This window comes from Pacificoceanicola onchidii (assembly GCF_004804335.1).
GTDB classification, from domain to species: Bacteria; Pseudomonadota; Alphaproteobacteria; order Rhodobacterales; family Rhodobacteraceae; genus Pacificoceanicola; species Pacificoceanicola onchidii.
Genome location: NZ_SRXY01000001.1, coordinates 156,667 through 182,102, shown reverse-complemented (window position 1 = coordinate 182,102; position 25,436 = coordinate 156,667). Strand labels below are relative to the sequence as shown.

The window sequence follows — 25,436 nt, the reverse complement described above, 5'->3', positions numbered from 1 at the left end:
CTCAGCCCTCCGTCAACGCGCGATAAACGGCTCCTTTGTCTGTATCGGTTCGCTCGATCCGAGATCCCCTTTTACGCAGTGTTGAAATCGCCGCCCGGGCAGTATGAGGCTGCCATCCAAAAGCCTTTTGTATCTGTGCGATCGAGGCACCGGATTTGCGGTTCAACAGCTTGGTCAGTTGCTCCCGCCGTGTAGGTTTGGCCCTAAAGGTCTTGGCTGGCTCAGCATTGGGCTTAGTTCTATTTCCAGTTGCCATGTTTCTCTCCACTTTTGTTGCGTGGGCCAATCCCACGCCGTGTACTGAGTGGAGCCCGGTGATCCGGGCGAACTGAAAGGTGCGAACACTACCGCTCCATGACGCTCTGAAGTCCAGTCGTTTCTTTAGGCTAGGGCGGAAACCGGTTATTCGCTGCATTGTGTCGGCAATCTTCGAACCAACACCCAAGCAGACCTTCGGCTTGCACCCACCATTGAGCCTTCATCTATCTGCCTTGGGGCGTTTGGATGGTCTTCCTCCCCGACACCAAGTGATCTGCCCGGTCTTAATCCAGAAATGGCATCCACACTCGTTCTTTTGATGAATAGACGGATGTATTGTTGGCCGTGCCCAAAAGTCTTCCGAAACCTGCCAGCGTGGTCGCTGGTTGGGGTTGAGCGAAAGACTGATGATTTCACCGCAGCCACCGGGACACTTCATGCACGCCCACTTTTTGACATCGCCACTTTCGACGATGGTGAGCTTACCGGCTTCAAGCATCGACCGGTCTGGCAAGGTTGATGCGCGAGTTGTCAGAACATCAAAACGTAGAAGGTGCAGCCGTCGTAAAAGGCGCGAGATGATATTTTTCATTTCAGCTCACCATGTCCAGAAAGGGGTGCATATCCCCACGACCAAGCGTAGCTGCTTGGTTGCAGCAGGGACAGTCCGGCTGCGTTTCGACCAAGGGTCTACGCTCATCTCTGGCGTGAAAGCGCCGCATGCGGGTGGGGACCATACCAGCCTCTCCAGCAAGCCCAGTCACACCGGCCAACCACTCATTGACCGCCATTGCCGCCGCTTCAGTCGTGAAGGTTACCACGGCGGGAGAAGGATCGCCTTCGCCCAGAACGTACGCTTCTTCTTTCAACCTCTCGTAAGCGTCAGGGTCGTCGCGTCTTGTAGCTTCTTCGCGCGCGCGGCGGAGATCCACGTAACCGCCGCAAAGCAGGCAGGGATGCCCAGGCACAAGTGTCGAAACGCGGGCGAAGAGATCATATGCTGTGTCGGTGCGCCGCTGCATGGCAAGCCCCACATCGATAACGGGGATGCCGTAGAACCGCGCGAAGCGATTGAGAAACAACCGTCCGGCGTGGTCATCTGTGCAACAAAAGATCACATCGCACGCTTTCAGCGCGTCCCGGGTTTCAGGGTCTCCGGCCCAGGCATCCACACTCACCAATGTCATACCGAGTCCGGATTCCTCTACGGTTCGCGTGTGAATAGCGATCTTCGGTAATTCGGAATCCACATCCGAGCGCCGCGCGCCATGAAGGCGGTTGAGATTTGTCTCGTCCACGATGTCCTTGTCGATTTGGATGGCCTCCTGAACCCCGAGCCGCAACAGCAGGGGCAAAACAGCACTTCCGGTCGCGCCGCCGCCAGCGATCCCACATCGGAACCCAGCAATTTGACGCGAGGCTTCCTTCCCGAAGAGCCGCACCTGGCGATCCAGAAAATCGGCCGGCGTTCCTTTCAGGCTCGAGATACGCATGCGAGGTCCGACATGGAGGATCCGATCGATGTCATCTGTTTTGTCCGACTGCGTCCAAATCCGTGCAGCGAGATCGCCATTGCCGGCGATAACGACACTTATCAATCCTGGCGTCCCCTTCAGAAGTGCGGTGCGGGCCAGCTCGGATTCGTTGCGGTCGTCCTGCTCAGAGAACTTGGCCTGGCCTTTGGGGTGGGTATGAACCAGCGCAGGAACGAGACCCATCACCTTAGCCTTGTTCAGGAGGTGCATGAAGCCATCGGTCTGCCAAGTGACGTGCCGCGCTGACGCTGACACAAGCTCGTCACCGCCGATAGCATGGAAATGATGCGAAACCAGCCGACGCCGCGATTGACGTGTCCACGGATCGACTTCGATATCGGCAATGCCAAAGAGCATATAGCCGGAGCGCTCCGACCCGGCCCCCGCCGTCAGCAGGGACCGAATCTGCGCCTCGTGCGGGTCCAACAGGATGAGATCCAATGCCTCCATCACGCCCGGGCCTCCGCCAACGCTGTTTGCACACGGGCGACCATAGTCTGAAGCCCGTCAACGCCCGGACGCCATGCATTATTGTGCCGAGACCACCGCTGCCATACGCGACCACCGAAGCGGTGCTCAACAGTACAAGCCTTTGGCACTTGCCCGGTGCCTGCCAAAGTCAGCTTCGGCGCGACGTAGAACATGTCAGGCGGGCAGTCCGGGTATCCCCTGGGAAGCAGGATCAGAACATCTGCCACCGTGTGGTTAAATTTGCCGACCGGCAGCGGCAGGTTTTTCAGGATGATCCCTGTGTTGCCACATTCCGTCACCACTTCAAACTCGTAGCCATGACCAGAAAGATAGACCTGATCTTTCGACGGAAGGGCATCCCCCTCCGTCGTGTGGTCGATCAGCGAAACGAACCGCTCAACCCCGGCATCGGCCAGGTTGATCACATCCGTATCCGCGATCTTCTTGTCGTGTTGCCCAGGGATTTCCTGCCAGAGGTTGTAGTTCGGCGGCAACTTGGCCAACTTGCGCAGCACGAAGCCGCTGATGCACGCCCGAGGCCATTCGAGATCGGCGTCGTCGATCTTGAACTTGAAGCTCCGATCGGAACGGGCGACGAGCACCTTTTCCACACCACGGCCACGTAGGTCATAGCTTTCGTCGAGCCGGATGTCTTCGAAGTCGCCATTGGGTAGGATCGCGATGGCCGCATGCTCGTCGACGGGGCGACCACCTGCAGCCTCGATAAGCTGGCGCCCCAAGACCTTTGGATCGTCGAAGACGTGCTTTCTGAAGTTGAGGTCCTCATCGGCGATGAGAACAGGGAAGCGAGGAGTGTTTCCTTGCGATTTCATAGTTTTAGACCTTGTACATTTTGAGGTCACAAACACCATGTCTGCGCCTTCACAAGGACAATCGCGGCATCAGGAAGAATCCGGTAAGCCTGATCCGATTTTTTTTCTGAGGGTGCCGGATGGTGGCGGATTACAGATGAAAAAGTAGGGGCATCGCGCACATCGGTCGTTGCGGTTGGGTGGAAATCGGCCCTCAATGATTGAGATCGCAGCGTCTGCGATCTTCTTTTTTCGGGTTTTGATTTTACCTTCGGACATACTCAGGCGATCCAGATCACCGCCTGTCAAGAACACGAATTCCGCCTCCCCGCGTCCTTCAGCTGCAATCTGAAACGCGGCAGCATCAAGAGCATCCAACGCCGTGCTTGTCTTGCGACCTGTGCGGATACGCCGGAACACCGTCGAATGACCGGTCTCGATTTGCTCATGCGCAGTCACCAAGACCTCGGCGTCCCCGAAGCGAAGAGAGAGAGATTGCGGCACCCGCCGGTGCTCGCCGTGCCGGAGTTGTATAAAGAATTGCAGCAACTCATCGGAAATCTGCCGATACTCGGTGGCATAGCCGTGGTCAGTCGGGCCGTGCGCTGCCCAGGCGGCATCGATAATCGTACGCATCTCGGTCTCGTCGGGGGCGTAGTTTGGGCGAGTTGTCAACTCATCGACAACAGCCTGTACGGCGTTGTGCATGCGCATGGGCGCGGACTCCATGCGCCGCCCACCAACCTGCAGCACATGGGCGAAGAAGAATCGCCGCGGACATTTGTCGAAAGTCGCGAGTTGAGACGGCGACATGCGGGCAATTCCATCGACCTCCAATGTGAAGCGCTCAGCCTCGCCTGTGACATCTCTCACCGCGGAAATCGGGGCTTGATCGGACAAATAGCCCGAAATGTCGTCGACAAAGTTGGACCGGCTCTGCCGATGACCATTGGATTTTTTGTTGGGCGCGTAGAGGAACAAACCGTCTTCCGCCCGGGATAGCGCTACGAAGAACAAACAACGCTGTTCCTCATCGTGGCCAGCATCTATTGCGTCGCATCCTCGAAACACCGGGCCCTCGATCATGCCGTCGGGTGGAGGAAGGCCACGGCTCTGTTTGGCCGAGCGTGGGATCGAGCCGCTTGTCAAAGACGGGAGATGAAGCACCTTGAACTCAAGCCCCTTGCTTCCGTGGATCGTCATCAGACGAACAGCGTCTATGCTCTGGGCAGCGGCAGGCAGATCGCGTAAATCCCGTTCGTCCGACAGGATCACCAGACGCCGGATATGTTCCAGGAGATCGCGGATAGGGTAGCCTGATTTTTCGGGAAGGGTTGAGCGCAGGAAGTTTTGGAATTGCCAGAGGGCAAGCGCAGGGTTGGCGTTCCCCTCACGCGCCTGTTTAGCGATGTCGGCGGCAAGGCGGGTGCGATCCAGATAGATTTTCGTGATCACCTGCCACGCGGTTGTCGTAGGCTCGATTCCCTCAAACGCATTAATAAGAGCTTTCGCTGAGGCCCGACCCGGCTCGCCCATCCCTGGTGCTGTTGCTAATATAATGCGCCAGTCGAGCGGCAGAGGCTTCTTGCCAGCCCGAACTGTTTCGATGGCGACGGCGACGTCTTCGATAGACATCTGAAATGGCGAAATCGAAGCCATGCACGTCAGCCCCATAGCCCTTGGATCGATCACGAGCGATAGGAGGGACAATGCTTCCTTGATCTCCGGCCGGTCGAACAATGGACCGAGGAACAGCACCGGGATCCCACGCGCCTCGAGGCCCGCAGCTATTTCTGCCAAACGTGCATTTCCCTTGCAGATCACGGCCTGATCGCGAAACGCGGTCGTATCATCGCAGGCAGCCATTATGCGTGCTGCGATTTCGTCAATCTCGTGATCTTTGGAGTCAACAGAAACGAAAAAGGGCGATACACCGCTTTTGCCCTTGAAGGCATTTGCCTGAAAACCCGTAGCCGCCATGCGCGTCGCCGCGAAAGCGCTGAACGTGTCGCAGATTTCCTGAGACGATCGGTAGTTCATACTGAGTTGCATCGACGTCCCACCCGGGAAGTCTTCGGCCTCGAACCGGTCGATATTGTAGGAGGACGCGCCCCGAAAACGGTAGATCGATTGCTTGGCATCTCCCACGACCCAGAGGTTCTTGCCGTCTGGTTTGAGAGCGCGCAGAAGCCGAACGCTTGCGCGGTTCACGTCCTGATACTCGTCGACAAGGACGTGTTCATATCGCCCTTGCAACTCCTTTCGCACGGCCTCGTCGGATTCGATCAAGGCCGTTGGGCGGGCGACAAGATCACCGAAATCGACCGCACCACGCTCGGATTTCAATTGTTCATAGAGGTCGTAAACGGAGGCGATCTCGAGGCACTTCTCCGCAGCTATCTTGTCTTCTTCCGCCTCCGCCGCATCAGCCATCTGTTGCGCCAGCTCGCGGTAGCGATGTTGATCGACAACTTCGTCTTTCGCCCGGGAGATTGCCGAAAGGATGGACCGCAAATTGTCGGTTGGGTCCCAAAGATCGTTGAAATGCTTTAGCCTCAGGCGCGGGAATTCGTCCTCAAGAAGTGCTATGGCTTCCGTGGCATCGATCAAGCGCGGGTTCGGAGGCAATCCTGCCCGATCATGGAACCGGCGCAGAAGGTCGAGCCCAAAAGAATGAAATGTTCCGATCCACGCAGACCCGGCTGCTTCCGGCCAGGCCAGCATGGCACGATCCGTCATTTCACCGGCCGCCTTGTTGGAGAAGGTGAGCAGCAAGATGCTCTCTGGATCGACGCTTCGGTCCTTCAATACCGACAGCCGGCCGACGAGCGTCTGAGTTTTTCCGGTGCCAGGCCCAGCTTTCAGGAGCAAGGCCTTGCCTTCATGTTCAGCCGCGCGTCGCTGTTCTTCGTTCAAGGGTTTGGGCGGCGAGGCCGCATCCTCATCCGGCTCATTCTGCGGAAGAAAGAGCGCATCAAAAAGCTGAACCGCCACCATCGGATAGGGGGCACCCAGCTTCTTGGTGATGTCATTAGCGCTCAAACCTTCGTCGATATGCCACGACCAGGCCAATGAGCGTGGAAACAGGAGCTCGCGTGCAAAGAGGTCCATTTGGACCTCCTCGCGTGCGCGATTGCTATAGTCGACTACTCGATCAGCGCCGACAGATGACGGGTCTGCAGACCGCGCTGGATCGACCTCCATGGTTGGCGGTATGTCTACTTCACCACCAAATTCGTGGTGCCCGATTTCGTGCGCGACTAGGAAAGCGTCGAGAAATATATTGCCCGTGTCTTCATGCAGGATGGTGGCAGATGCCCGTTGCAGAAGAGCTTTGCCGCCTTTGAGCTGCGGATGACCCGCTGGAAGTCTTCTAACCTCAAGATCGCGAACTCCGGCTTCAGCCAAAACGAATTCATAAGGCTGTGTGGGATCGCCGCCCTTGTTCACACGGTGATTATGAAGATCGGTCGCGCGTGCGCGTATCGCTTCAATCCGATCCATCATCAGATAGCAGCGACTGCAACACGCGCTGCTCCTCCTCGGAAAGACCGGCGCGACCAACGTAATCTTGGAAGTCGATCGGTGGCACGGCTCCTGGCTTTACATCTGATTTCATCGAAACGGCGTGCCCATCCCCTTGCTGCATGCCGCTGATGACATCCTGCATGTGTACGCCGAGCTTATTTGCCAGAGTTTTCAACAGGCTCGTTGGCATCGACGCGATATGGACAACTTCGGCGGTCAAGCCGGTGAAGAAGGCTCGAGGAAGACCGAGGTCACGGGCAAATTCCCTTACACCTGTTCCGAAAAGGGATTGTCGGACGTGTTGGACGCGCAGCGCTTCCGCGCTTACAGCCTTGGTTTCAAGTGGAAGACTTGCCTCAGCCGACGCCAAATCGCTCATCGACAGTTCGTTGAAGAGCGCAAGGAGGTCCTGGGTGAATTCCGGGAAACGCTGGAGGTATGCCTTGAGAATTGCAGGCGACATCTCCTCTTCCACGGTGAAGTCGTTGAGGACGTCTTCTCTATTGGCCATCACCAACCTCCAGTTCCAGCGCTTGCCGAATTTTCTTAAAAGCACGTTCTCGTCGGTTGCGCACAGTCTTTTCAACGCAGCCCAAAAGTTCCGTCATCGAGGGTTCGCCATCTTTGTTCGTCTCAATAGGAATGTCTGCGAGTATCAAATCAATTACCTCTCGTTCGTCTGTCGGTAGAGCGTTAATCGCGTCACGCAGATGAATCCGGTAATCGAGATCCTCTTCAGCCGTGAGGCCGACTTTCTTGTATCGGTCCAGAGCGGCTTCGACGATAGCGCGCACCTCGCCGGTGACTTCGTCCTCGATGTCCTCGCTCGCGTTTTCCCGTCGGCTTACTTTGCGGAGCTTCGTGATGTGCGCCGCGCGAACAGCCTTGTCGAAGACAACTTCATAGATATCGAGTTGTTCGTCATAGTCCTGCCGGTCGGTGAACATCAGCTCCGTGACATGATCGACGGTTGCGTCACGAATTTCAGAAAGACGCGCATCTTCATGAACTTTTTCACCCATGTGCCGGTTTGCCCTCGGACACGCTGCTTCAACCCGATCGCGCAGAATGTCGTAGAGCTGAATGAACCGACCATCCGCATTGTCTGACTTCGTCTGGCGTAGATAATAGACGAGCACTTCAGACGGGACGTACTCGCCCCGATTCCTATCCCGTATCGACGCGCGGTCAAGCAGATCATCGAAGGACCAGTGAAGGCTCTTCTCGATGTACTGTATCGTTGGTGACCGTCGCGTATAGAGTTCGCCGCTAGTTTTGCGTTTCCGCAGTGGTTCAATACTCATTCAGATACACGCTTAATCCTTACTCTACGCATTGCTATCAAGAGGCGAGCTTAAGTGGCAAGTTCTCAACTGTGTCGAGCACACATTTGATATGATTCTACGCAAGAATGAATGAAGTTCAATTTCCGCTTGTCGAAAAACCGGTTTGACTGCACATACATCGCATCACTGAAATCAGCCATTGAATGGATGTGACGGGGAGATAACTGTTACTCAGTAGAGAAGAAAACCTTTCGATCCGTAGCATTGTGAAGATCATGTCGAACAATAATGTCCTGTTGAACTGGAGCTGATTCTGAGAACAGCTGAAACGGTGGAACATCGAAACATATCTCAGCTACGACAGCAGCGAAATCCTTATCGTAACAGTCTGCCAATACCTTTAGATGAGTTGAAGGGAAACTATTTTTGAATTCGGTATTGTAGTGTGGGCGAAAGTAACGAATGAGAGACGCCTCGTAAAGTGTGATACGTTCATGCTCACTGGTGCCAAATAACTTGTCGAGGCCTTGGCCGATCCGATCCTGGCCGGCTGACGAGTCTTTCGCCCAAGGATTCAAAACAGTGAACATCGTGGTTGCTGGCTCGATCTCAAGCAAGAGTAATTCAAGTCGGTATCCGTCAGGCACTCCCGTAAGTGCAATCTTCTGCAACGTCTCGTGTTTGCGAAGCCGGTCAATGGCACTACGTGAACCATCTTTACCATACGCCTGCCCGACATAGACAACTTCAAATTCCGGGGTCCCATGCTGCAGAGTGAACGCTTGCATCAATTGCTCTTCAGTTGGTGCGAAGCGGTTTCCTTCTTCGTCGGTAAAATGCCATGTCTCTCCTACGTAATTGAGTTCAAGTCCCTCAGGTATTGGGAGCTCCACTGCCAAAGCTGTTCGGCATCTTTGGAATTCGACTAGGAGCTTTCGTCCGTCCTGTCGCGCGCCCACCAAATCGATTCTGGGCACAAAACCCACTAAGTAGATGTGGGCGTTTTGTGCTCTCTCACCTAGCCTTTCCAATAGATCGCTATCGTAGAGATGTTTTGCAGGAAAATGAAAGAAGCTGAGGGCGTACATCCCTAGAGCATGTTCAACATCGAAGCGTTTTGCGCCCATCAATGCCTTTAACTTATCGTTCTCATCGTTCACAGTGTAATTCCTTTGAGGTAAGTAAAATTCATCTCTTCAATTTTTCGGCGAGAACATCACCTAGGTTGGGCTCTGAATGGCATGCCTAATGATGTTGGCTTGAACACCTTCATCCAGCAAGCAGAATGCACTGTTTGATTGAATGACTTCTAACCGCAAGCTGCATCGCAGCGAATTTTGTTGCGAGCAATGTCCGGTTAGGGTCGACGGAAACGATAGTCAACACACAGACAAACTTTCATCGCGTTCTGATAGGTACGGTGTGCGAGGTTGTTCGAACCATGCATCCTTCAATGGGTCACCGAAATGCCCCATAACCGTTGGAAAATCACAGTTATCCTAGGGCGATGGCATTGAAAAGGCGACAGGTCCAGAGGGTCTTCGGGCTTTGCGCGCTGTGCAAAAGCAGTTTGATCTTGGGTTCATGCTCACCGAGTATGATTTCTAATCAGTCGATTACCAAGAGTACAGGTCTATGGATGGTGAAGAAAACGAGCAGGTGAATTTCCCCGAGTGGACAGAGTACCGGAGCAAGAACGGGCTCGATCCGCTTGGCATGCAGAATAGCAGCATCAACCTCTATCAGACGTTCCTGCCCGGCATCAGCAACGTGACGCTGCGCATGCGTTATTACGGCCTCTACGCATGGCTCAACCGGGCCTACGGCCAGAAAACCGGCGACACCAATCCCGAGACATGGAAGCGCTACATTCGCCGCACCGAAGCGCTCTACGCCCTGATCGCCTATCGGCATGGCGGCGAAACCGGTGTTGCCGGAATCGACTGGGCCACGAAGAAACTGAACAACGCCACCGGCGATACCATCGAATTTGCGCAGGACGCCGAACCCGGCAGCGAGACACATTATCTCCAGCAAGCGTGGGGCGCCTATGGCGCTGCCTATGGCAGTCAGGTTTCCGAGATTGGTATCCTCACCACCGTAGGACATCCGATACCGGTGCTCACCGAAGAGATCGGCGAGCCGCTTGCGGCTGTGTTCGATGATGCGATGGGACCGCTCGCCAGTCGCTTCTTCGAAGTGATCCAGCGCGGCTCTGTTAGCATATCCGAGCTCGATGAGTTTTCCGCACTCGCACCCTCCGAGATCGATCCATCAAGCAAGGAACGCGCATGCTATCAGGACATTTTGCTCAAAGAACCCGAAAGAGAAGATGCCTCCGCACTATCACGACGGCTGAGCGTGCTGCTCATTCTGAAGGTCGCGGGGCTTTTGGGCCGTGAACCCAAGCCGGATGAAATCAGATGGATTCTATACGCGGGATACGAAAGCGAAGGCCGCCCCCTCGATCTGGCATCCCCTTCTTTGGAAGCGCAGCGTCAGCGTTGGTGGGTCTATCATGCCAACGACCTTAGCCACATCGTGATGGAGACACTGCTCAAATTCGCGCTCGATCAGTTGGGTAATTTTCCCGCAGGAATCACGCTGGAGCGCCTCATCGGCCTTTGCGTCGATCAAATCCGTGATGCTGCCGACACATGGCCAGAAGACTGGGAGAGTTTCTTCGAAGAACTGAATCCTGCCGCAAATGCCTACGCTGCGAACGATCCGCATTCCGAGTGGTCGCTCTCGCGCGACATCGTGCGCGGAGCGGGGCGCAATGACGAGAAATTCTGCTCACCCGAACTTGCGTGGAAGGCCGTCAAACTGCTGGCGATCATCCATAAGCGCAGTCAGGTAGGCGAGCGCGACATTGCTGCCGAGCTCGGCCACTTCAATCCTGACGCTTTCCGCTCGCTGCTGAGCGAGACCCGTTTCCTCGACCGAAACCTGAAGGAGCCGTTTGCCGATATCATCGCACACATCGTCGAGGAACGGGTCATACGCCGCCACATGTGGGTGGCGCTGCGCAAATTCCGCTACCAACGAGATTACACTTTTCTCATCGAGATGGATGAGGGACGCATCAGGCTGCGCGAAAAGGACGGGCCGGTCTTCACTAACCCACGTCTCGGCCCCGCGATCACCTTCCTCAAAGACATCCATCTGGTCGGAGGTCAGGGTCTGACCGATCTTGGCGCAGAAGCGGCAGGTGTTGCATGAAACTCTACGAGCGCTTCGCCGACAAGGGCTATCACAGCAGCATCCTGACGACATTCGGGATCGATTTCGACGCCTACGAGAACATCGTACTGCCGCGCCTGTGCGGTGCAGGCTGTCGCAACAACATCGTCATTCCCGACGCCAGAATGCTGACGCACGCCCTCACCGGTGCATCGACGCTGCCGGACCATGCGGGCAAGCTCTACACGGTCACGGGTGCGACCGCCCGCCAGGTGTTTCACCCGAAGCTGTTCCTGCAAATTGGACGCAAGGGCGGTCGCATCATCGTCGGCTCCGCGAACATCACCTCGTCAGGCCTTGCGGGCAATCTCGAACTGGTCGGCACAATCAGCTGCGGTGAAGAAGATTCCGCAGAACAGCGCATTGTCGCGGCGGCATGGCAGTATCTGACACGCTTTGTCAGTTATGATCAGGAAGCACAGCGCGGCCAGCAAGACTGGATGCTGGCAAGGGCGCCATGGCTTCGGGATGCGGTCGCCTCGTCCGAGAAGATGGGCCTCGCGGACAAGACCGAAGCCGCATTTCTGACAACGGGAGAAGAGACCGGCATTGGCCAGCGCTTTGCCGATCTCATCGACGAACCGGTCACACGGCTGATCGTCGTAAGCCCGTATTGGGACATGGGCCTTGCGGCACTGTCCTATCTGAACGACCGGCTATCACCCGAAGAGGTTTCTGTGGTGATCGACCCTGCGGTCGTCCAGTTCCCGAAGGACGCCGCAAGCGCACTACCCAACCTAAAACTCTACCGTCGCAACGGGTTTCGGGAAGGACGCTTCATCCACGCAAAAACCATTATCGCGCAAACCCCTGACGCCGATCACGTTCTGTTCGGCAGCGCCAACTGCACGCTCGCGGCACTCGGTCGCGAGGGCTATGTCGGTGAGAACGAAGAAGTCTGCCTCTACCGAAAGCTGCCGCCCGACACCATCATACAGGTGCTCGATCTCGCCGGTGTCCTCCATGAAGAGCACACGATCGAGCCCGCAGAAATCGACGAACCCGAACTCGATGACGATCTGCCGCTGGAAGAGCTGGCAGAACAAGCTCCCGGCCAATTCGAGGTCAGGGTTGATGTGCTGGTCTGGCGGCCTGCATCCTCCATCGATCCCGCCGGTTGCACCATCGAACTGCTCGATCAGAACGGATCGGTAATCCCTTGCACCTTGTCTCCGCTGCACAGCGAGCGCAGTCTGCGCTTCCAGATTTCCAGCACGGATGTCGGGCCGTCCTTCGTCCGTCTGGTCTTCACTGACGGTCATCGGTCGGCACCCGCCATCGCCACGCTCATCGACCGCTTGAGCTCGGCCATCAGGGAGACACGCTCGCGCAAAACTGAGAATGCCCTGCGCGGTCTCGATGAAGAAACCGAAGCCGGTTTGATGCTGATGGAAGTGCTCGATGTCCTGGAACGGCTCGAACCGGATGCAGCCAAGGACAAAGCGCCGATCTCGATCCCGAAAGCAGGTCACAGTAACGATGGCGAGTCTGGGGCGCACTATGAAGTACTCAGCTACGAACAATTTATCGCCGGTCGACGTCCGCGCGCTGATCAAGCCAGCCTGACACATAACAGCCTCGCGGGGAGCGAAGTCACGCTCGTGCGCGGGTTTCTGAACCGCATCCTCGGCATGGACGGCCAGCGCGACGAGATCGACGAGGCCGATGATGATGACCTGATGCGCGACGCGTTCAATCTCGGCGATGAAACCGACAACGCGGAAGCCGCGATCGCCGCTGGGGCGGACTTCGGGAAAGAAAAAAAGTCGCCGGAAGAGGAAGAGCGGGAGGAAGCGGCGCGCAAACGCATAGCGGCACAGCGCAAAGTCACCAAAGACCAGCTCGTCAGCGCTACACTCAAATTCGGCCAACGCATCAAGGAGCGGCAAGAAACCGGCAAGCTGGACAATCGCGATATCCTGCGCCTGCGCGCACTGCTGATGATTGTCGCGGCTGCGTCGTGGAAGGGATCGGACGCCAAGAAAGGCAAGCAACCACCGCGCGCCTCTATCCAGGTTCTGCCTGCCGAAGGCGATAAAGACAGCTGGCCCTTTGTCATGGGAAGGCTGCTATTCACCGTATTCGGCGGCAACGATCCGGCCATCCGTCAGCTCTATCTAAGCAACGAGCACGACCAGATACCTGACGACATCGTCGAGTGCTGGGCGACTTGCTATTGGTGCTTCCAGGCCTGCATGCAGGCTTCGATTTCGGAGATTGAGAAGACACGGATCACCAAGCATCTTAGTCCGATCGCTTCCTATGCCTACACCATGACACTCCCGACCAAGGCAGAACTGCTCGGCGAAGATGTCATGACAATCATCGAGGGCATGAACGCACGCTATGCCGAGAAGCTCGGCATTGAACCGGAGGCCATCGAGAACGGCCACCAGTCGTTTATTGAGAACCTGTTCTCGCTCGATTTAGCAGCAACCCGACCGACGCTCTGAAGCTGACAATGATAGTCGACCGCGGGTTGGGCATGCGCGGCGGCGCTGAAGATCAGGCGCTTATCGTCCTCCAGAAACTTGTTCCACGAGGCGATATCGGCGTGATTTCGTTATGCGAAGAACTAAAGAACAACCCAAAAAACTCGAACGTGCCACGAATGACCGGCTTGGCGATGCTGAGCTGCGGCGTCGTGGATCATGTTCATGGTCCGGATTGGACCACCTTGACCAATTCGGATAGAGGTCATATCAAGATCATGGCCTTCACGCAGGCCGGTGTGCCCGCCATGCAAAGCAAAGCAGCGTTTTCAGCTTTGATATGACACTCTGCGCAATATGCGCGGGAAGATTAGCAGCGGGCACCTAGTCATATCCAATTGGAGATGACACATGACTGACCACAATATGAAAAAGCTAAAGACGCTTGGCAAACGGTATGCGCGTGCGACTGCTATGGCGCACACGGAAGCTTTGAACTTACTAGCCGCTGAGTTGGGTTTCGCACACTGGAAAGCACTAACCGATGCGTCAAAGGAGGGCTGGCTTCCAAGCGACGAGGATCTTGCGAAGACCGGCGAAATTGTGCGCCAAGCGGGAGCCAGGACCGAAACAGCGGTTTCCCAAGGCGAATTCACTTGCATTGATGACCCAGCTCCCGAGGAAGGTGAGCTTAGCAGTCACAAATACCGGATTGGTGACCACCTTGGGGACGTTGTCGTGTCCGGGGAAGGATGGGATTTGCGCATTCCAGAAGCTCCGTACAAAGCACCTATCGCGGAAATTGATGAGCGGCATGCAGAAAGTAGCCCAATCAAAGACCCTTCCTTTTTGGCTGAACTCCTCAATATCGCAAAAGCGCGCAGGACACGCATCCGAGCAAAGATCGCAGTGGATTGGCCCCGACGTTCTACAAAAGCTAATCTTGACGGAGTTGCGCGTCACCCACTGGGAGGTGGAGAGGCCTCAACCTGGTATTGTCACAGCTGCGATGCGCAGATTTCAGGTCCACAAGTTGCAGAAAACTTTTGGCACTGCCCGAACTGCGGCACGCATCCTCTCAATATCCGCGCTGTACCGTTTGACGAAGAGAATCCCGGGGAGCCAGTGCCGACGCTTGGTACGGCGCAACGAGAGAACCCGGAGATACGGATTGTGGAACCCAGGCTGACTCTGCACTTGAACGAGGAAACTGTCTCGTTGCTCATCCGCTGTGCGCTCCTTGAAGACGCGGCGTCAGTCAACGAACGCTTGGGCGCTATGCGAGCCGAAATCAGTCTCATAGATGGAGAAGAGGTCTGGATCACATTTGATGAGATGCTGTGGCCGGAAAACAAGGAACCAACTTCGGCTTTGGCGGTCGCCAAAAAGCTCGGGCTGGACGTTGAGCAGGAGCTGTCATTGTTTACCGAACCTTTTGCCTGGCCGGACTTGGGCAGTATGACTTCAAAGACCGCAGACTTCGCCACCACTCTAATAGATGCCTATGAAGCACACGGTGTGATCAAGCGGTGATGCTCCTAATACTGCTCGAGCTGGATGGTCGGCGACGCAATACTGTCTTCTTAGCTCGAGCAGCTTTGTCGAATGTCTGCTTCAGGAAAGCAGCTGCGCAGCATTTGACAGCAACGGCAATGGTCGGTTTTGGGCCGTGACCACCATTGTGCCTGACACAACCACCGCGCTAGTGTCCGCGCATGGGTATTTCATCAATCGATCAGTTCAGAAATCTATTCAGCAGTGCGGGCGTTGACCGGATTTACGTCAAGGTTCTCGCGCCCAAACAGGACAATGACAAAAACCAGATCGTGCTTGCCAGCCAGCTTGAAGGTCTGGTCAACGCGTTCCCGGTTCGCGAAATTCGCCTGCGCGAACCAAGCAGCAGCACAAAGAAACGAAAATCTGCCGCAGGCCGGCCAATCACCGAGGCGCATCTCAATTTCTTCTGGCTCAATGAAAACGGCGATCGATACCACGCACCTGACACGAAGCTGATCGAGTATTTTCAGTATCCGGAAGCCCGGCTGTCGGGATTCTTAAAAGGGTGCAAATGGGCACCCGCTGCAATCCGACGGACCAGACAAGCCGAGTTCGGTAAACGCATCCTCGGTATTGGGGCCAATCGGGCCGGTGAAATCTTCGGGTTGCTTCTGACCGAACGTGATGACCCGGTCGTAACGGATTTTCCCGAGCTCGCACCCTCGGGCATTTCAGGTGTTCTTGGCATTCTGAATGTCACCGGCGATACAACAACAACGCCCCAGGAACAGCTGACCCGCGAACTTCGGGGGATTGTCGCTGCCGGCTGGCATCCATCCGTCAGAAACAAGGGTGGCACGATCGTTCCGTTCAAAGGAAACCAGGGCGCCGGATACACGCTGGAGGCCCTGCTCGGTGTCGAGACCAACGCCCTGAAGGAACCCGATGCGTATGGCCATGAAATCAAATCCTTCAGAGGTGATAAGATCAGCCTGATGACACCAACAGCTGATCTCGGCGCCGAGGGAGACCTGACGTTTCGCGATTTCATGATGACTTATGGCTGGGAGGGGAAAAAGGGAGACGGCTCTCACCGCTTCACGGGGGTGCATCGCGCCGGAAAACGGAGCAACTCGACCGGATACCTTCTTGGGGTCTCAGGATTTGACCCTGTGAGCGGCAAGTTCAGCGACAACCCGGATGAAATCTTCGTTGGAATCTTAGATCCGGACACCGACAATCTGATTGGTGGGTGGTCTCTCGAAAAACTGGCTAACTCCTGGAACACAAAACACGCGCTGGCGGCCTATGTACCTGCCGGGCTCCGGAAGGATCCTGATGGTGGAGGTGATCAATACTGCTTCAACGCGCCCTGGTTCATGTGTGAAGGCACCGATGTCTGGCGTCTGCTGCGCGCGATCGCATCTGGTCTGGTTTACTATGACCCTGCCCACACAATCTACGCAGACGGCAGCGCGAAGGTCCGGCCCCAATGGCGGATCGGGACGTCTCGGCTGGAAGCGGCTCTGCGGGAGCTCTACGCAAGGGTATCGGTGGTTTCCTGACGCTGACCCTCAATCAAACAATCTGTGGCATTTCCAACGAGCCATTGGTTGAGAAGATCCAGAACGGTTGCTGGCTGAAGGCGGCGTTTCCCTTTCAGTGCACACTCCCAGACGACACCGACACGCCAGCCTGCGGCTTTCAGAGCAGCCATGTTCTTCTGGTCACGTTCCACGTTCCCGCCGATCTTGTCCCGCCAGAAATCCTCCCGGGTTTTCGGCCATTTGAAAAGCGGACAATTATGCCAATGCCAGAAGCAGCCGTTCACGAAAATCACTGCCTGGTACTTCGGCAGCACCAGATCAGGCCTGCCCGGAAGCTTGCGATCGTGTAACCGATAACGAAATCCGCGGGCATGTAGCCCCTGGCGGATGAGCAGTTCGGGTTTTGTATTGGTTCCCCGGATCGCCGCCATGTTGCGACTACGGGTTTCCGGGGAATGGACGTCAGCCAACTTTTCGGACCGGGCTATTCGCCTGTCCCTGCAGAATTGCCCGGACATGCGGCTCCATCACCCGCGCGACTTCGGCGAAAACCGGCACTGCCACCGAGTTGCCAAACTGTTTATAGGCCTGTGTATCCGAAACCGGGATCCGGAAGTCCTCAGGATAGCCCATCAGTCGGGCGCATTCGCGCGGGGTCAGACGGCGGGGGTTTTTTCCTTCGCCACGGCTCACCAGGATTTCGGATCCGTCCTTGTAGTACCGCGCAGACAGGGTTCGGGCGATGCTGTCACCGTCTACCAGACCAAAGCCAAACCCGTTGCCCTTGGCTTTGTGCTTTGCTGCATAGTCCTGCAGGTACTTCCACAGTTTGTCCGTCAGAGTGTATTTGTCGCTGACTTTGGCATCATTGCCGAGAGTGTAATGCCCCTCGGGGCTCTCAATGCCGTTTTCAGGGTGCAGGATATCCCGCATCCGGCGCTCCCGATGGGGGGGCAGCAGAACATCATCGAAGCTGAACGTTACGTCTTCGCGAAAGCCAACTATGACAATCCGCTCCCGGTGCTGCGGCACGAAATGGGCCGCATCAATGACCCGGGGTTCCGGCACATAGTAACCTAGCTCATCCCGCAGCTTACGCATGATGACCTGGAACGTACGACCTTTGTCATGGCTGCGCAGGTTCTTCACATTCTCGAGCATGAAGGCGGCGGGACGGTGATGCTTGAGGATCCGCAACACGTCAAAAAACAATGTGCCCTGAGTTTCATCATCAAAGCCGTGGGCGCGGCCAAGGGCGTTCTTTTTTGAGACGCCGGCAATTGAGAACGGCTGGCAGGGAAAACCTGCGACCAGCACGTCATGTTCGGGAATCTCTTCGGCTTCGATTTCGGTTATGTCCCCTGCGATGGGGCGGTTGTCCGAAAAGTTGGCATCATAGGTCTGCTGGGCGAACCGATCCCATTCTGAGGTGAACACGCAGCGCCCGCCTGCGCTCTCCATAGCTTTGCGCAGCCCGCCAATCCCCGCGAACAGATCGATAAAGGAAAATGCGGATCCGGAAGTCTCCGGCTGTCGCGCATCGACTTCCATACGAAGAAGGTTCATTACGCCTTCGCGCGGGGTTTCCTCTCCACGTTTCCAGCGGTAGATGTGCCCCTCAGAATAGCCGAGACTCTTTGCGGCTTCGGCGACTGAGTGCCCTGTTTTCTGCAAAAGAAGTTCGAATTCGGTCATTCTGCGCGCCCTCCGGTACCGCGATTCAGTCTCGCGGGGAATTTTTTTGTCACTATGGCGACAGGATTCCCGCGAGGCAAGAACATTCAGAAAACATTTCGATGAATGTCGGGTTAATCCTGATCACAAAAGAAACCACTGGACTTGCTTTCCAAAGGAAGCGTCAGTCACCGCTATGGAAAACGACCCGAAAGATACGGTTCAGCGCCTGTTTGCGGAAGTGACGGCCCGGCTTGAAGACGCGGCCCTTGCCGCACTTGAGGGGCAGTCACCGTGGATAGACGCGGAAAAGGCCCGCATTGCCGCAATGACGGTGCGTGAACACCTGGCAGATATTGACCGAAAGCTGGATGCGGCTGAGATGATCGCCGCACGGTATCTGCGCGGCTGATCAGATAACCAGCCCATTGATGGGCGCCCAAGCGGGAAATGCCTTTCTGCCCCGTCCCGCGGAATCCCTGTCGATGAAAGGTCAGCCATTTACTTCTCTTCCGAATCCGGGCCTCTCGCAAGAAACTCATCGTGGCTCATTCTCTGTCCGTCGGGCAGAACGAACTCCCAAATTACAGGCTCGGGCGCGGTTTCGTTCTCAAGCAATTCCGGCGCGATCCGTTCGACCTCTTTCAGGAACGCCAGCATGTCACGCATGCTCCCGTTCATCGCCTTTTCAGTGAGTTTTTGCACATAGGCTTCGCGTAAACGGATTGTTTTTACCTTGCCGTTCACGCGCACCTGCACGCGTTGGTTCAATGTTTCCCGCAGTAATGTTCTGACATTCTCACTCTTCCTGGGGCGACCCTTGGAATTCCCTGATTGCCCCTTTTTAAACTGCGTTGCCTTTGGTGGTTTTCCATAGCCAACTTCGTAGCCTTTCTTTTTACTCATAGTTCTGCCTCGCGTTCCTTGGCGACAGCTTCAAAGCTCTCGAAACTGTCTGCGTGAATAGCTGTTTCGCCGGTTGCGTCTGCCAGGCGGCGGACGGTCAGATCGGCGTAATGCGCATCAAGTTCAACACCGACACCAATGCGACCGGTCTTTGCGGCCGCCAACAGCGTCGTGCCGGATCCGGCAAAGGCGTCCGCGACGATGCCGCCACGTTTCGAGCAATCCATGATCGCGTCGGCGATCATGTCTATTGGCTTCACCGTCGGGTGAGCTTCAAGGTCATCCATCCGGCCCGCGCGGAAAGTATTTGCACCCGCATAGGTCCAGAGGTTGGTGCGGTGCCGGCCGGTTTCACCCAGCCCGAAATTGTTGATGTGACTTGCCCCACCATGCTTGAAAGCAAACACAAGTTCATGCTGCGAGCGATAAAACGACCCCATGCCTGCGTTGGTTTTGGCCCAGACACAAAGGTTCTTGAATTCCAAATAAACCCCTTCAGAAGCATCAAGGACTTCGCGCATATGACGCCAGTCCATGCAAATGAAATGGATGGCACCATCGGCGCTGACTGAGGTCAGATTGCAGAATGCACTGCGCAGGAAATCGGTAAAACCGCCCTGGCTCATTTCCCCCGACGCCATTGCGAACTCACGGTGCTGCTTCTTCCCGAGCCCGGACACATGGCCGGCGATGGGCACATTGTACGGCGGATCTGTAAAGATCATCTGAGCCTTGTCATCGCCCATCAGCGTTTGCCATGACGCGCGCTCGAGCGAATCACCGCAATACAGGCGATGTGAACCAATCAGCCAGAGATCGCCTTTTCGGCTGACCGGTGGTGCGTGTGTTTGCGGGAGCGGAACGATCTCTGGCTCCGATGATTTGTCATCCTTCAACAGCACATCGATTTCGCCCATCTCAAAACCGGTCAGTTCGATACTGAAACCGATATCCATTTCCAGAAGGCCCTGTAGCTCGATTGCCAGCAATTCATCATCCCAGCCAGCGTTCTCTGCCAGCTTGTTGTCAGCAATGATGTATGCGCGTTTCTCTGCTTCACTCATGTGATCAAGCTGCAGGACAGGGACCTCTTGCATACCAAGCAGCTTTGCAGCCTCGAGACGGCCGTGACCGGCAATAACCCCGCCGTCCGCATCAATCAGAACGGGGTTGGTCCAGCCGAAGGCCGTAATGCTGTCTGCGATTTGCCGGATTTGCTTTTTGGAGTGCGTTCGCGGGTTGTTCGCATATGGTTTGAGGTCGGAAACTCGCCTGGTTTCAATGCGGCCCGTGGGCAGGGATGTCGGAAGGTTCTGTTTGTTCATGGCATCACCGGAGATTTGCTCGTCGTGAACAACCCTGGCTGCAAACTGGCCTGATAGCTTGCCCAACAATCAAAGGGCTATTTCCGGGCGGATTTCCCGATTGGCGATCTTGCAGCACCTGCAAGATTGCGCAGCTTTTTGTGACTTCCAGGCTGCCCGTAGAACATGCATGAAACAACCATCCAGGCGGCCTCAGATGGCGAATAGCTGTCCTCAGTTTCAGACGCCCACGATTGCCAGATATTCACAGCTTCCGGCAGAGCATCTGGATCGCCATTCTGAGCTTTGCGAATGGCATCATAGCTGTGGGCCGCATGTAAGCCGATTACGCGCCGCTCCAATGGGGATTCACCTTTCCGGCCACGGGTTTCAATACTGCCTTCAAGGTAGTCACAAAGCCAACCCAGCAGCTCGGGAGGTAGTTCTGACGCTTCACGTTCACGAAGCTCGCTTGCGACGTCGACAGGGTCGACCTTCTCCGGCTCGCCCTGTTCAATGTGGTGAAGGGCGCTGGCAAAAGGGCGTAGATCTAGCGCTGGCCTGATCGGGCAATCATCGGTTTTGGTGTCATTCCCCATCGACTGGTTCTTCCAGCAATTTGGACGCCGGGATGCCGAGGGGCTCTGCCAATTGAGCCAGAACAAGAACAGTCGGGTTCCGCACGCCCCGCTCAACACCGCTGACATAGGTTCGGTGAAGACCGCATTCCAAAGCCAGCCCCTCCTGAGAGAAACCGGCAGCCTTGCGGTATATTTTGAGATTCAGCCCGACCAGCCTGCGAATATCCATCCCCATCTTGGGCCATGAATGCAGACGTTAAATCTACAGACTATGAGTCTCTTTTTTTACTTGACTGTTTGCGTCCCGGAAGCGTGACTGATGCCCAGGTCAATGCGGAGCAGTAATGAAAGACACCAAGCACAACGATGCTTCCAGCCTTCGGGAACAGTATCTTGAATACGGCTTTCTCGGTGAACTCTGCCGGGAGATGTGGAAACGCGGGATCGAAATGGACATCCTGCGCAGTCATACCGACCGCAGCGGCTATGACATCCTGCTGGAAGCGAATGGCATTGAGCGACATGTACAGATGAAATCCAGCTTTGTCGGCGCCAAAACCGCAAGGCAGAAGATCAACGTCCGGCTGGCAGACAAACCATCAGGCTGCGTGATCTGGGTGCGCTTCGATCCGGAATCTCTCAAGCTGACAGAATTTCTGTGGTTCGGTGCACAACCCGGCGAACCACTGCCCGAACTGGGAGACAAGATCGGCAAACATGAGAAGGGCGATCAACACGGGCACAAAGCCCAACGTGCTGCTATCCGTGTTATTAATAAGGGTAGATTTGAACGTATCCCCGACTTAACAAAACTTGCGGATCGCCTGTTCGAGCCAGACTTAACATAATGGCGCTTAAGCGGCGCGGCGGAAAACCGTCGCGCCGCCTTGTCGTGAGCAATACTCACAATTCAGCCGGGTGGATTATGCCGGCTTGGTGGGCCCCGTGCGGGATCGCCGCCATCCCCACCGCCACACTTGATCCGCCCCACCGTGCGGCGTCTCCTGTGGTCCCCGCGCTTCTATGGGTCCGGGTCCCCGGTTGTGATCCAGTCCGAATTGACCGGCGCCACTGAGATCAGGAAGTCAGAGCCTCCGTCTCTGTTATCTTTTCGAACTCGGGCAGAAACTCGGCGTGATGCATTTCAATGTATCGCGTGATCCGTGTATTGCTGATGAGTTTCGAAACGTATCCACGTGCCAAAACCAGATCGAGATGATCGGTGCCGTAGGTGTCTTCGACCAGTCGTAACTCCCGCTCCAGGTTGGCAGACTCGCGCTCCATCAGCTCCAGTTGGTGGCGGGAAACGCCCTTTGCAGCCTTAGGTTTCTCTGGATTAATAAGCTGGCTTTCGGGCGTCGCTGCCAGAAGTGAACGGGCATAGTTCACCGTGAATTTGTTCATGGTGACCATCAATTCTGCAGCCTCGATCTGACGCAGTGGTTTCATTTTCCGGAGAATGCGAAAACTTGTCAGCGTTACCTGCTTGTCCTTCAGCAATTCCGCGGCCTCCGGACAGATCCCGTCCAGCAGGCGTCTCTTCTCCTGAAGCGTCTTGATGTTGATATTGAGGGCACGCGCCAATCGCTCTTCCGGAACGCCGCGTTTCAGAGCCATCAGGATCATTTTGTGTTCCTGGATGGTTGCAAGACGACTGATGCGCTTGTTGTAGGTAAAGGCTTCGTCGTCTGTGGAAATCTGACAAAGGGCATGTTTCTCGCCCATATCCAGCAGGATTGCGTGGCGTAAATGTCCATCGAGCAGCATGTAGTTGTCAGGGTCGGACTTGTCCGGTGTGACGACCAAAGGCTCGACCAGACCAACTTCCCTGACGGATGCAGCAACCTGCGCGTATTTGACGGTCTCTTTTGTATCTTTCTGGACCGCATAGAGCGGACAGATGCAATCCAGCGCAACGTGGACAAGTTCCTGTTTGAAGGCCAGATCAACCGATTTCGAACGCTTCTTTCTCGTCATTTCACCTCTCCCACCCTCGATGAAAGCCTGTCCATCAGGTTTTTCGGTATTGTCGCAAGGCACTCCGCCCGCAGCAGCGTCACGAAGTTTTCGTCATTCAACAAAGACCGGAGGGCTTCGGTGAGGAACATCAGTTCGTTGCGGGTTGCGGTCGCCTTTTGAAGCAATATCTGCTTCCGTTCGACGTCATTTTGATAGGTGCGCAGCAGGCTTTCGACAGACAGCGTCCGTTTTTGTTTTTTGTCAGATCCGAGTTGCCCTTTGCCGTGTTTCTGACGAGCCTCTACCAGGCGCTTCGCAGCCAGAAGCTTGCCGCCCCTCAGAAGGTTGTTTTCGTAAGCCTGGCGAAGGACATCCTGGACTTTCGTATCCTCGGCGTCTGCGATGTCGACGGCAACACTCACCGGAACTTTGCCGCTTTCGACGGCACTGAGCAGCCGGTGTTCACCACTTTCCAGAAGCCGAAGAACACCGCGCACATATTTCATCGACAGGTTGGTTTTCCGCGCGATTTGCGTCTCAGAGTATCCTCTGTCTTTCAAACCCTTGATGTCGCGCAGCAGATCCAGGGCCCTGTGCTGGCGACGCGCCAGGTTCTCAACAAGGCTCATGACGAGGCAATCTTCGCTGCTCGCCGAGATTACGATGGCGGGGATTTCGGTCTGCCCCAGTTCCTGAAAGGCCTCGAGCCGTCCCTGGCCGCAAACCAGGTCATAGCAGGGGCCATCCTCGCCTTTCCTTTTTGCCACCGTAATTGGGCGCTTCAGACCGAGTTCAGCAATGCTGTCGACCATTGCATCAAACGCTTTGCGGTTTCGAATGCGGGGATTGATGACAGTAATCAGATCAATGGAGATCATTTCAGCAATTTGGGAAGATTGGTCATTCATCAGGCGACCTCCGGAATTGATACCTGAATGGCCATTTCAAAAAGCGGGGACAGAGTATCGAAACGGTAGGCATCAAGTGACAGGCCGTTGCTTTCAGCAAGCCGGAGGCGCGGCAGTGTTATATCGATGCCCGGGAGCAGGTAGTAATCGAGCGGTTTCCGATTGGGGCGATCCATCCGGATCGCCACAGTGATGTCAGGTTTCAGACTCGTGTCGAAACGGATATTCCAGCGGAGGGAGCCGGCGCTGGTTTCATGACATCGAACAATCACGAGAGAGGCAGAAAACTCGTTGTTGATTGTCAGAAGATCCGTAATCGGGTCCCGTTCCACACTTCCGCCAGCGGCCGCTATCCCGTCGATTGTTTGATCCACAATATCCGGGTGCAGGTCCCGCAAACGCCGGTTGATTTCGACATACCTGTAGTCGCGACCCGGTTTGAAGCCAACAAGCTGGTATGCGCGAAGCAGACTCCCGAAACGCGTGCGGTATGAGCCGCTCGAAGGAAGCGTATCCGCCTCATCGATGATCAGGCCCGACAAATATCCCTGGGCTTGGAACATGTCACGGAGGGCTGACAGCATCTCGTCATCAGTCAGCTTTGCCGACCTCGCGCCTATGATGGCACCAGCCGCAGCGAAAAGCTCCGGGTCAACAATTGCCTCAAAGGCCCCGTCGGCCCTGACCCAGATATCCGGATCGTTATGCACGCGGAGTTTCTTCAGTTTGAAGGAACTCCGGTTCCAGACATTGTTCCCGATGTATTTCTCGTTGATTAGTATCTGATGCACGGTCCCGCGCGTCCAGGCACGCCCCAGGTCGGTTAGAACTCCACGGAGGTTCAAGTTCTCCGCGATTTCCGCTTCTGACTTTCGATCATCGACAAACGCCCGGAATATCTCATGGACAATGGCGATTTCTTCGTCGGGGCCTGGAACTAGCGTAACCCTGTCTGTTTGAATGCTCTTGTGCTGACCCCGTTCGAGAATCCCTTTGGGCTGACCGTGTTCGTCGATCAGCATGCGTCTCAGGCCGAAGCCGGGTGGCCCGCCCTGACGGTATCCGCGCTCGATCAGGCGACATTGTCCGGTAAAGACCTTTTGTGAAAGCTCTCGACTGTATTCACCGGCCATGGCGCGTTTGACGCCTTTGACAATTGTCGAGACCGGGCTGCCGTCGTTTTCGAATTGCTCGGCGCAATAGACAACCGAAATTCCGGCGCGCTTGCAGATGTATTCGTAGTAGGCACTCTCGTCGGCATCCTGAAACCGGCCCCAGCGACTGATGTCGTAGACCAGGACAACTTCGAAGTCTGCACGTCCTGACTGAATATCGTCGATAAGCTGTTTCAGGCCATCGCGCCCCTGAATGCGCAGGCCACTCTTACCTTCATCAGAGTAGGTCCGCACAATGTCGATGCCTCGCTGTTCCGCATATAGCGCTATGGCATCAGACTGGTTCTCAGTCGAATAACGCTGATGCTCAGTCGACATGC

At 55.8% G+C, this 25,436-nt stretch carries 24 protein-coding genes; 7 read left to right on the top strand and 17 right to left on the bottom strand.

Annotated elements, in window-relative coordinates:
• Nucleotide 1: 1 nt before the first annotated feature.
• The 8 genes from E4662_RS24495 to E4662_RS00860 form a co-directional block, all read right to left on the bottom strand.
• Nucleotides 2-256, bottom strand: coding sequence for a DUF3489 domain-containing protein (locus tag E4662_RS24495; protein ID WP_136439369.1), 255 nt, complete (start codon nucleotides 254-256; stop codon nucleotides 2-4).
• Between the two features lie 222 nt (nucleotides 257-478).
• Entirely contained in the window at nucleotides 479-850 is a 372-nt protein-coding gene (locus tag E4662_RS00890) for a ubiquitination-like system serine protease family protein (RefSeq protein ID WP_136439368.1), read from the bottom strand.
• A gap of 1 nt (nucleotide 851) precedes the next feature.
• The gene (locus tag E4662_RS00885) at nucleotides 852-2,243 is read right to left on the bottom strand and encodes a ThiF family adenylyltransferase (protein WP_136440193.1); all 1,392 of its coding nucleotides are present in this window, start codon (nucleotides 2,241-2,243) and stop codon (nucleotides 852-854) included.
• Entirely contained in the window at nucleotides 2,243-3,097 is an 855-nt protein-coding gene (locus E4662_RS00880; RefSeq protein ID WP_168797856.1) for a multiubiquitin domain-containing protein, read from the bottom strand. Before E4662_RS00880 ends, E4662_RS00885 begins: the two co-directional genes overlap by 1 nt.
• 69 nt (nucleotides 3,098-3,166) lie before the next feature.
• A complete protein-coding gene (locus E4662_RS00875; protein ID WP_240705077.1) occupies nucleotides 3,167-6,583 on the bottom strand; it encodes an ATP-dependent DNA helicase in 3,417 nt (1,138 codons plus the stop codon).
• Nucleotides 6,567-7,115: a hypothetical protein gene (locus E4662_RS00870; protein ID WP_136439366.1), complete on the bottom strand. Its 549-nt coding sequence runs from the start codon at nucleotides 7,113-7,115 to the stop codon at nucleotides 6,567-6,569. Before E4662_RS00870 ends, E4662_RS00875 begins: the two co-directional genes overlap by 17 nt.
• Entirely contained in the window at nucleotides 7,105-7,908 is an 804-nt protein-coding gene (locus E4662_RS00865; RefSeq protein ID WP_136439365.1) for an RNA polymerase sigma factor, read from the bottom strand. Before E4662_RS00865 ends, E4662_RS00870 begins: the two co-directional genes overlap by 11 nt.
• Before the next feature lie 209 nt (nucleotides 7,909-8,117).
• On the bottom strand, nucleotides 8,118-9,050 hold the full coding sequence (locus E4662_RS00860) for a hypothetical protein (protein WP_206080240.1): 933 nt from the start codon (nucleotides 9,048-9,050) through the stop codon (nucleotides 8,118-8,120).
• 475 nt (nucleotides 9,051-9,525) lie between these two features.
• Between E4662_RS00860 and E4662_RS00855 the strand changes: the two genes are divergently transcribed.
• The 5 genes from E4662_RS00855 to E4662_RS00835 all read left to right on the top strand — a co-directional run bounded on the left by E4662_RS00855 (nucleotide 9,526) and on the right by E4662_RS00835 (nucleotide 16,627).
• Complete coding sequence (locus E4662_RS00855) at nucleotides 9,526-11,112, top strand: hypothetical protein (protein WP_136439364.1); 1,587 nt, start codon at nucleotides 9,526-9,528, stop codon at nucleotides 11,110-11,112.
• Nucleotides 11,109-13,586, top strand: coding sequence for a phospholipase D-like domain-containing protein (locus tag E4662_RS00850; RefSeq protein ID WP_136439363.1), 2,478 nt, complete (start codon nucleotides 11,109-11,111; stop codon nucleotides 13,584-13,586). Before E4662_RS00855 ends, E4662_RS00850 begins: the two co-directional genes overlap by 4 nt.
• An 8-nt stretch (nucleotides 13,587-13,594) precedes the next feature.
• Nucleotides 13,595-13,909 carry a hypothetical protein gene (locus E4662_RS23975; protein ID WP_168797855.1) on the top strand — a complete coding sequence of 105 codons (315 nt, stop codon included), beginning with the start codon at nucleotides 13,595-13,597 and terminating at the stop codon, nucleotides 13,907-13,909.
• A gap of 67 nt (nucleotides 13,910-13,976) precedes the next feature.
• Nucleotides 13,977-15,098: a hypothetical protein gene (locus E4662_RS00840; RefSeq protein WP_136439362.1), complete on the top strand. Its 1,122-nt coding sequence runs from the start codon at nucleotides 13,977-13,979 to the stop codon at nucleotides 15,096-15,098.
• Between the two features lie 182 nt (nucleotides 15,099-15,280).
• Nucleotides 15,281-16,627: an MvaI/BcnI family restriction endonuclease gene (locus tag E4662_RS00835; RefSeq protein ID WP_136439361.1), complete on the top strand. Its 1,347-nt coding sequence runs from the start codon at nucleotides 15,281-15,283 to the stop codon at nucleotides 16,625-16,627.
• Here E4662_RS00835 and E4662_RS00830 read toward each other — a convergent pair.
• Both E4662_RS00830 and dcm read right to left on the bottom strand, forming a co-directional pair.
• Nucleotides 16,600-17,079 (bottom strand): very short patch repair endonuclease, encoded by a 480-nt coding sequence (locus tag E4662_RS00830; RefSeq protein WP_136439360.1) that lies wholly within the window; start codon nucleotides 17,077-17,079, stop codon nucleotides 16,600-16,602. The genes E4662_RS00835 and E4662_RS00830 overlap by 28 nt on opposite strands.
• The gene (gene dcm / locus E4662_RS00825; protein WP_136439359.1) at nucleotides 17,072-18,304 is read right to left on the bottom strand and encodes a DNA (cytosine-5-)-methyltransferase; all 1,233 of its coding nucleotides are present in this window, start codon (nucleotides 18,302-18,304) and stop codon (nucleotides 17,072-17,074) included. Before dcm ends, E4662_RS00830 begins: the two co-directional genes overlap by 8 nt.
• A gap of 175 nt (nucleotides 18,305-18,479) precedes the next feature.
• Here dcm and E4662_RS00820 point away from each other — a divergent pair, with 175 nt between their 5' ends.
• Nucleotides 18,480-18,695 carry a hypothetical protein gene (locus tag E4662_RS00820; protein ID WP_136439358.1) on the top strand — a complete coding sequence of 72 codons (216 nt, stop codon included), beginning with the start codon at nucleotides 18,480-18,482 and terminating at the stop codon, nucleotides 18,693-18,695.
• Between the two features lie 89 nt (nucleotides 18,696-18,784).
• Here E4662_RS00820 and E4662_RS00815 read toward each other — a convergent pair whose 3' ends face one another.
• The 4 genes from E4662_RS00815 to E4662_RS00800 form a co-directional block, all read right to left on the bottom strand.
• A complete protein-coding gene (locus E4662_RS00815) occupies nucleotides 18,785-19,189 on the bottom strand; it encodes a DUF5681 domain-containing protein (protein WP_136439357.1) in 405 nt (134 codons plus the stop codon).
• Nucleotides 19,186-20,514: a site-specific DNA-methyltransferase gene (locus E4662_RS00810; protein ID WP_136439356.1), complete on the bottom strand. Its 1,329-nt coding sequence runs from the start codon at nucleotides 20,512-20,514 to the stop codon at nucleotides 19,186-19,188. Before E4662_RS00810 ends, E4662_RS00815 begins: the two co-directional genes overlap by 4 nt.
• Nucleotides 20,515-20,591: 77 nt before the next feature.
• A complete protein-coding gene (locus tag E4662_RS00805) occupies nucleotides 20,592-21,092 on the bottom strand; it encodes a hypothetical protein (protein ID WP_136439355.1) in 501 nt (166 codons plus the stop codon).
• Entirely contained in the window at nucleotides 21,082-21,303 is a 222-nt protein-coding gene (locus tag E4662_RS00800; protein WP_240705076.1) for a helix-turn-helix domain-containing protein, read from the bottom strand. Before E4662_RS00800 ends, E4662_RS00805 begins: the two co-directional genes overlap by 11 nt.
• A 115-nt stretch (nucleotides 21,304-21,418) precedes the next feature.
• On the opposite strand from E4662_RS00800, the gene E4662_RS00795 reads away from it, so the two are divergent.
• Nucleotides 21,419-21,922 (top strand): hypothetical protein, encoded by a 504-nt coding sequence (locus E4662_RS00795; RefSeq protein WP_136439353.1) that lies wholly within the window; start codon nucleotides 21,419-21,421, stop codon nucleotides 21,920-21,922.
• A gap of 229 nt (nucleotides 21,923-22,151) precedes the next feature.
• Here E4662_RS00795 and E4662_RS00790 read toward each other — a convergent pair whose 3' ends face one another.
• Genes E4662_RS00790 through E4662_RS00780 form a run of 3 tightly spaced genes read right to left on the bottom strand, consistent with a single transcriptional unit; the run spans nucleotide 22,152 to nucleotide 25,434 of the window.
• The gene (locus E4662_RS00790) at nucleotides 22,152-23,051 is read right to left on the bottom strand and encodes a plasmid partitioning protein RepB C-terminal domain-containing protein (protein WP_136439352.1); all 900 of its coding nucleotides are present in this window, start codon (nucleotides 23,049-23,051) and stop codon (nucleotides 22,152-22,154) included.
• Nucleotides 23,048-23,941: a plasmid partitioning protein RepB C-terminal domain-containing protein gene (locus tag E4662_RS00785; protein ID WP_136439351.1), complete on the bottom strand. Its 894-nt coding sequence runs from the start codon at nucleotides 23,939-23,941 to the stop codon at nucleotides 23,048-23,050. The genes E4662_RS00790 and E4662_RS00785 overlap by 4 nt, the downstream gene beginning before the upstream one ends.
• Entirely contained in the window at nucleotides 23,941-25,434 is a 1,494-nt protein-coding gene (locus E4662_RS00780; RefSeq protein WP_136440190.1) for a recombinase family protein, read from the bottom strand. The genes E4662_RS00785 and E4662_RS00780 overlap by 1 nt, the downstream gene beginning before the upstream one ends.
• Nucleotides 25,435-25,436 lie beyond the last annotated feature (2 nt).

What these genes read in the sequence shown, in the direction of transcription:
- E4662_RS00785 (WP_136439351.1), bottom strand. Translation starts at nt 23,941, where the DNA reads ATGAATGACCAATCTTCCCAAATTGCTGAAATGATCTCCATTGATCTG.
- E4662_RS00850 (WP_136439363.1), top strand. Translation starts at nt 11,109, where the DNA reads ATGAAACTCTACGAGCGCTTCGCCGACAAGGGCTATCACAGCAGCATC.
- E4662_RS00880 (WP_168797856.1), bottom strand. Translation starts at nt 3,097, where the DNA reads ATGAAATCGCAAGGAAACACTCCTCGCTTCCCTGTTCTCATCGCCGAT.
- E4662_RS00855 (WP_136439364.1), top strand. Translation starts at nt 9,526, where the DNA reads ATGGATGGTGAAGAAAACGAGCAGGTGAATTTCCCCGAGTGGACAGAG.
- dcm (WP_136439359.1), bottom strand. Translation starts at nt 18,304, where the DNA reads ATGACCGAATTCGAACTTCTTTTGCAGAAAACAGGGCACTCAGTCGCC.
- E4662_RS00805 (WP_136439355.1), bottom strand. Translation starts at nt 21,092, where the DNA reads ATGGGGAATGACACCAAAACCGATGATTGCCCGATCAGGCCAGCGCTA.
- E4662_RS00840 (WP_136439362.1), top strand. Translation starts at nt 13,977, where the DNA reads ATGACTGACCACAATATGAAAAAGCTAAAGACGCTTGGCAAACGGTAT.
- E4662_RS00835 (WP_136439361.1), top strand. Translation starts at nt 15,281, where the DNA reads ATGGGTATTTCATCAATCGATCAGTTCAGAAATCTATTCAGCAGTGCG.
- E4662_RS00815 (WP_136439357.1), bottom strand. Translation starts at nt 19,189, where the DNA reads ATGAGTAAAAAGAAAGGCTACGAAGTTGGCTATGGAAAACCACCAAAG.
- E4662_RS00820 (WP_136439358.1), top strand. Translation starts at nt 18,480, where the DNA reads ATGGAAAACGACCCGAAAGATACGGTTCAGCGCCTGTTTGCGGAAGTG.
- E4662_RS00890 (WP_136439368.1), bottom strand. Translation starts at nt 850, where the DNA reads ATGAAAAATATCATCTCGCGCCTTTTACGACGGCTGCACCTTCTACGT.
- E4662_RS00800 (WP_240705076.1), bottom strand. Translation starts at nt 21,303, where the DNA reads ATGGATATTCGCAGGCTGGTCGGGCTGAATCTCAAAATATACCGCAAG.
- E4662_RS00885 (WP_136440193.1), bottom strand. Translation starts at nt 2,243, where the DNA reads ATGGAGGCATTGGATCTCATCCTGTTGGACCCGCACGAGGCGCAGATT.
- E4662_RS24495 (WP_136439369.1), bottom strand. Translation starts at nt 256, where the DNA reads ATGGCAACTGGAAATAGAACTAAGCCCAATGCTGAGCCAGCCAAGACC.
- E4662_RS00780 (WP_136440190.1), bottom strand. Translation starts at nt 25,434, where the DNA reads ATGTCGACTGAGCATCAGCGTTATTCGACTGAGAACCAGTCTGATGCC.
- E4662_RS00870 (WP_136439366.1), bottom strand. Translation starts at nt 7,115, where the DNA reads ATGGCCAATAGAGAAGACGTCCTCAACGACTTCACCGTGGAAGAGGAG.
- E4662_RS00790 (WP_136439352.1), bottom strand. Translation starts at nt 23,051, where the DNA reads ATGACGAGAAAGAAGCGTTCGAAATCGGTTGATCTGGCCTTCAAACAG.
- E4662_RS00875 (WP_240705077.1), bottom strand. Translation starts at nt 6,583, where the DNA reads ATGATGGATCGGATTGAAGCGATACGCGCACGCGCGACCGATCTTCAT.
- E4662_RS23975 (WP_168797855.1), top strand. Translation starts at nt 13,595, where the DNA reads ATGATAGTCGACCGCGGGTTGGGCATGCGCGGCGGCGCTGAAGATCAG.
- E4662_RS00795 (WP_136439353.1), top strand. Translation starts at nt 21,419, where the DNA reads ATGAAAGACACCAAGCACAACGATGCTTCCAGCCTTCGGGAACAGTAT.
- E4662_RS00810 (WP_136439356.1), bottom strand. Translation starts at nt 20,514, where the DNA reads ATGAACAAACAGAACCTTCCGACATCCCTGCCCACGGGCCGCATTGAA.
- E4662_RS00865 (WP_136439365.1), bottom strand. Translation starts at nt 7,908, where the DNA reads ATGAGTATTGAACCACTGCGGAAACGCAAAACTAGCGGCGAACTCTAT.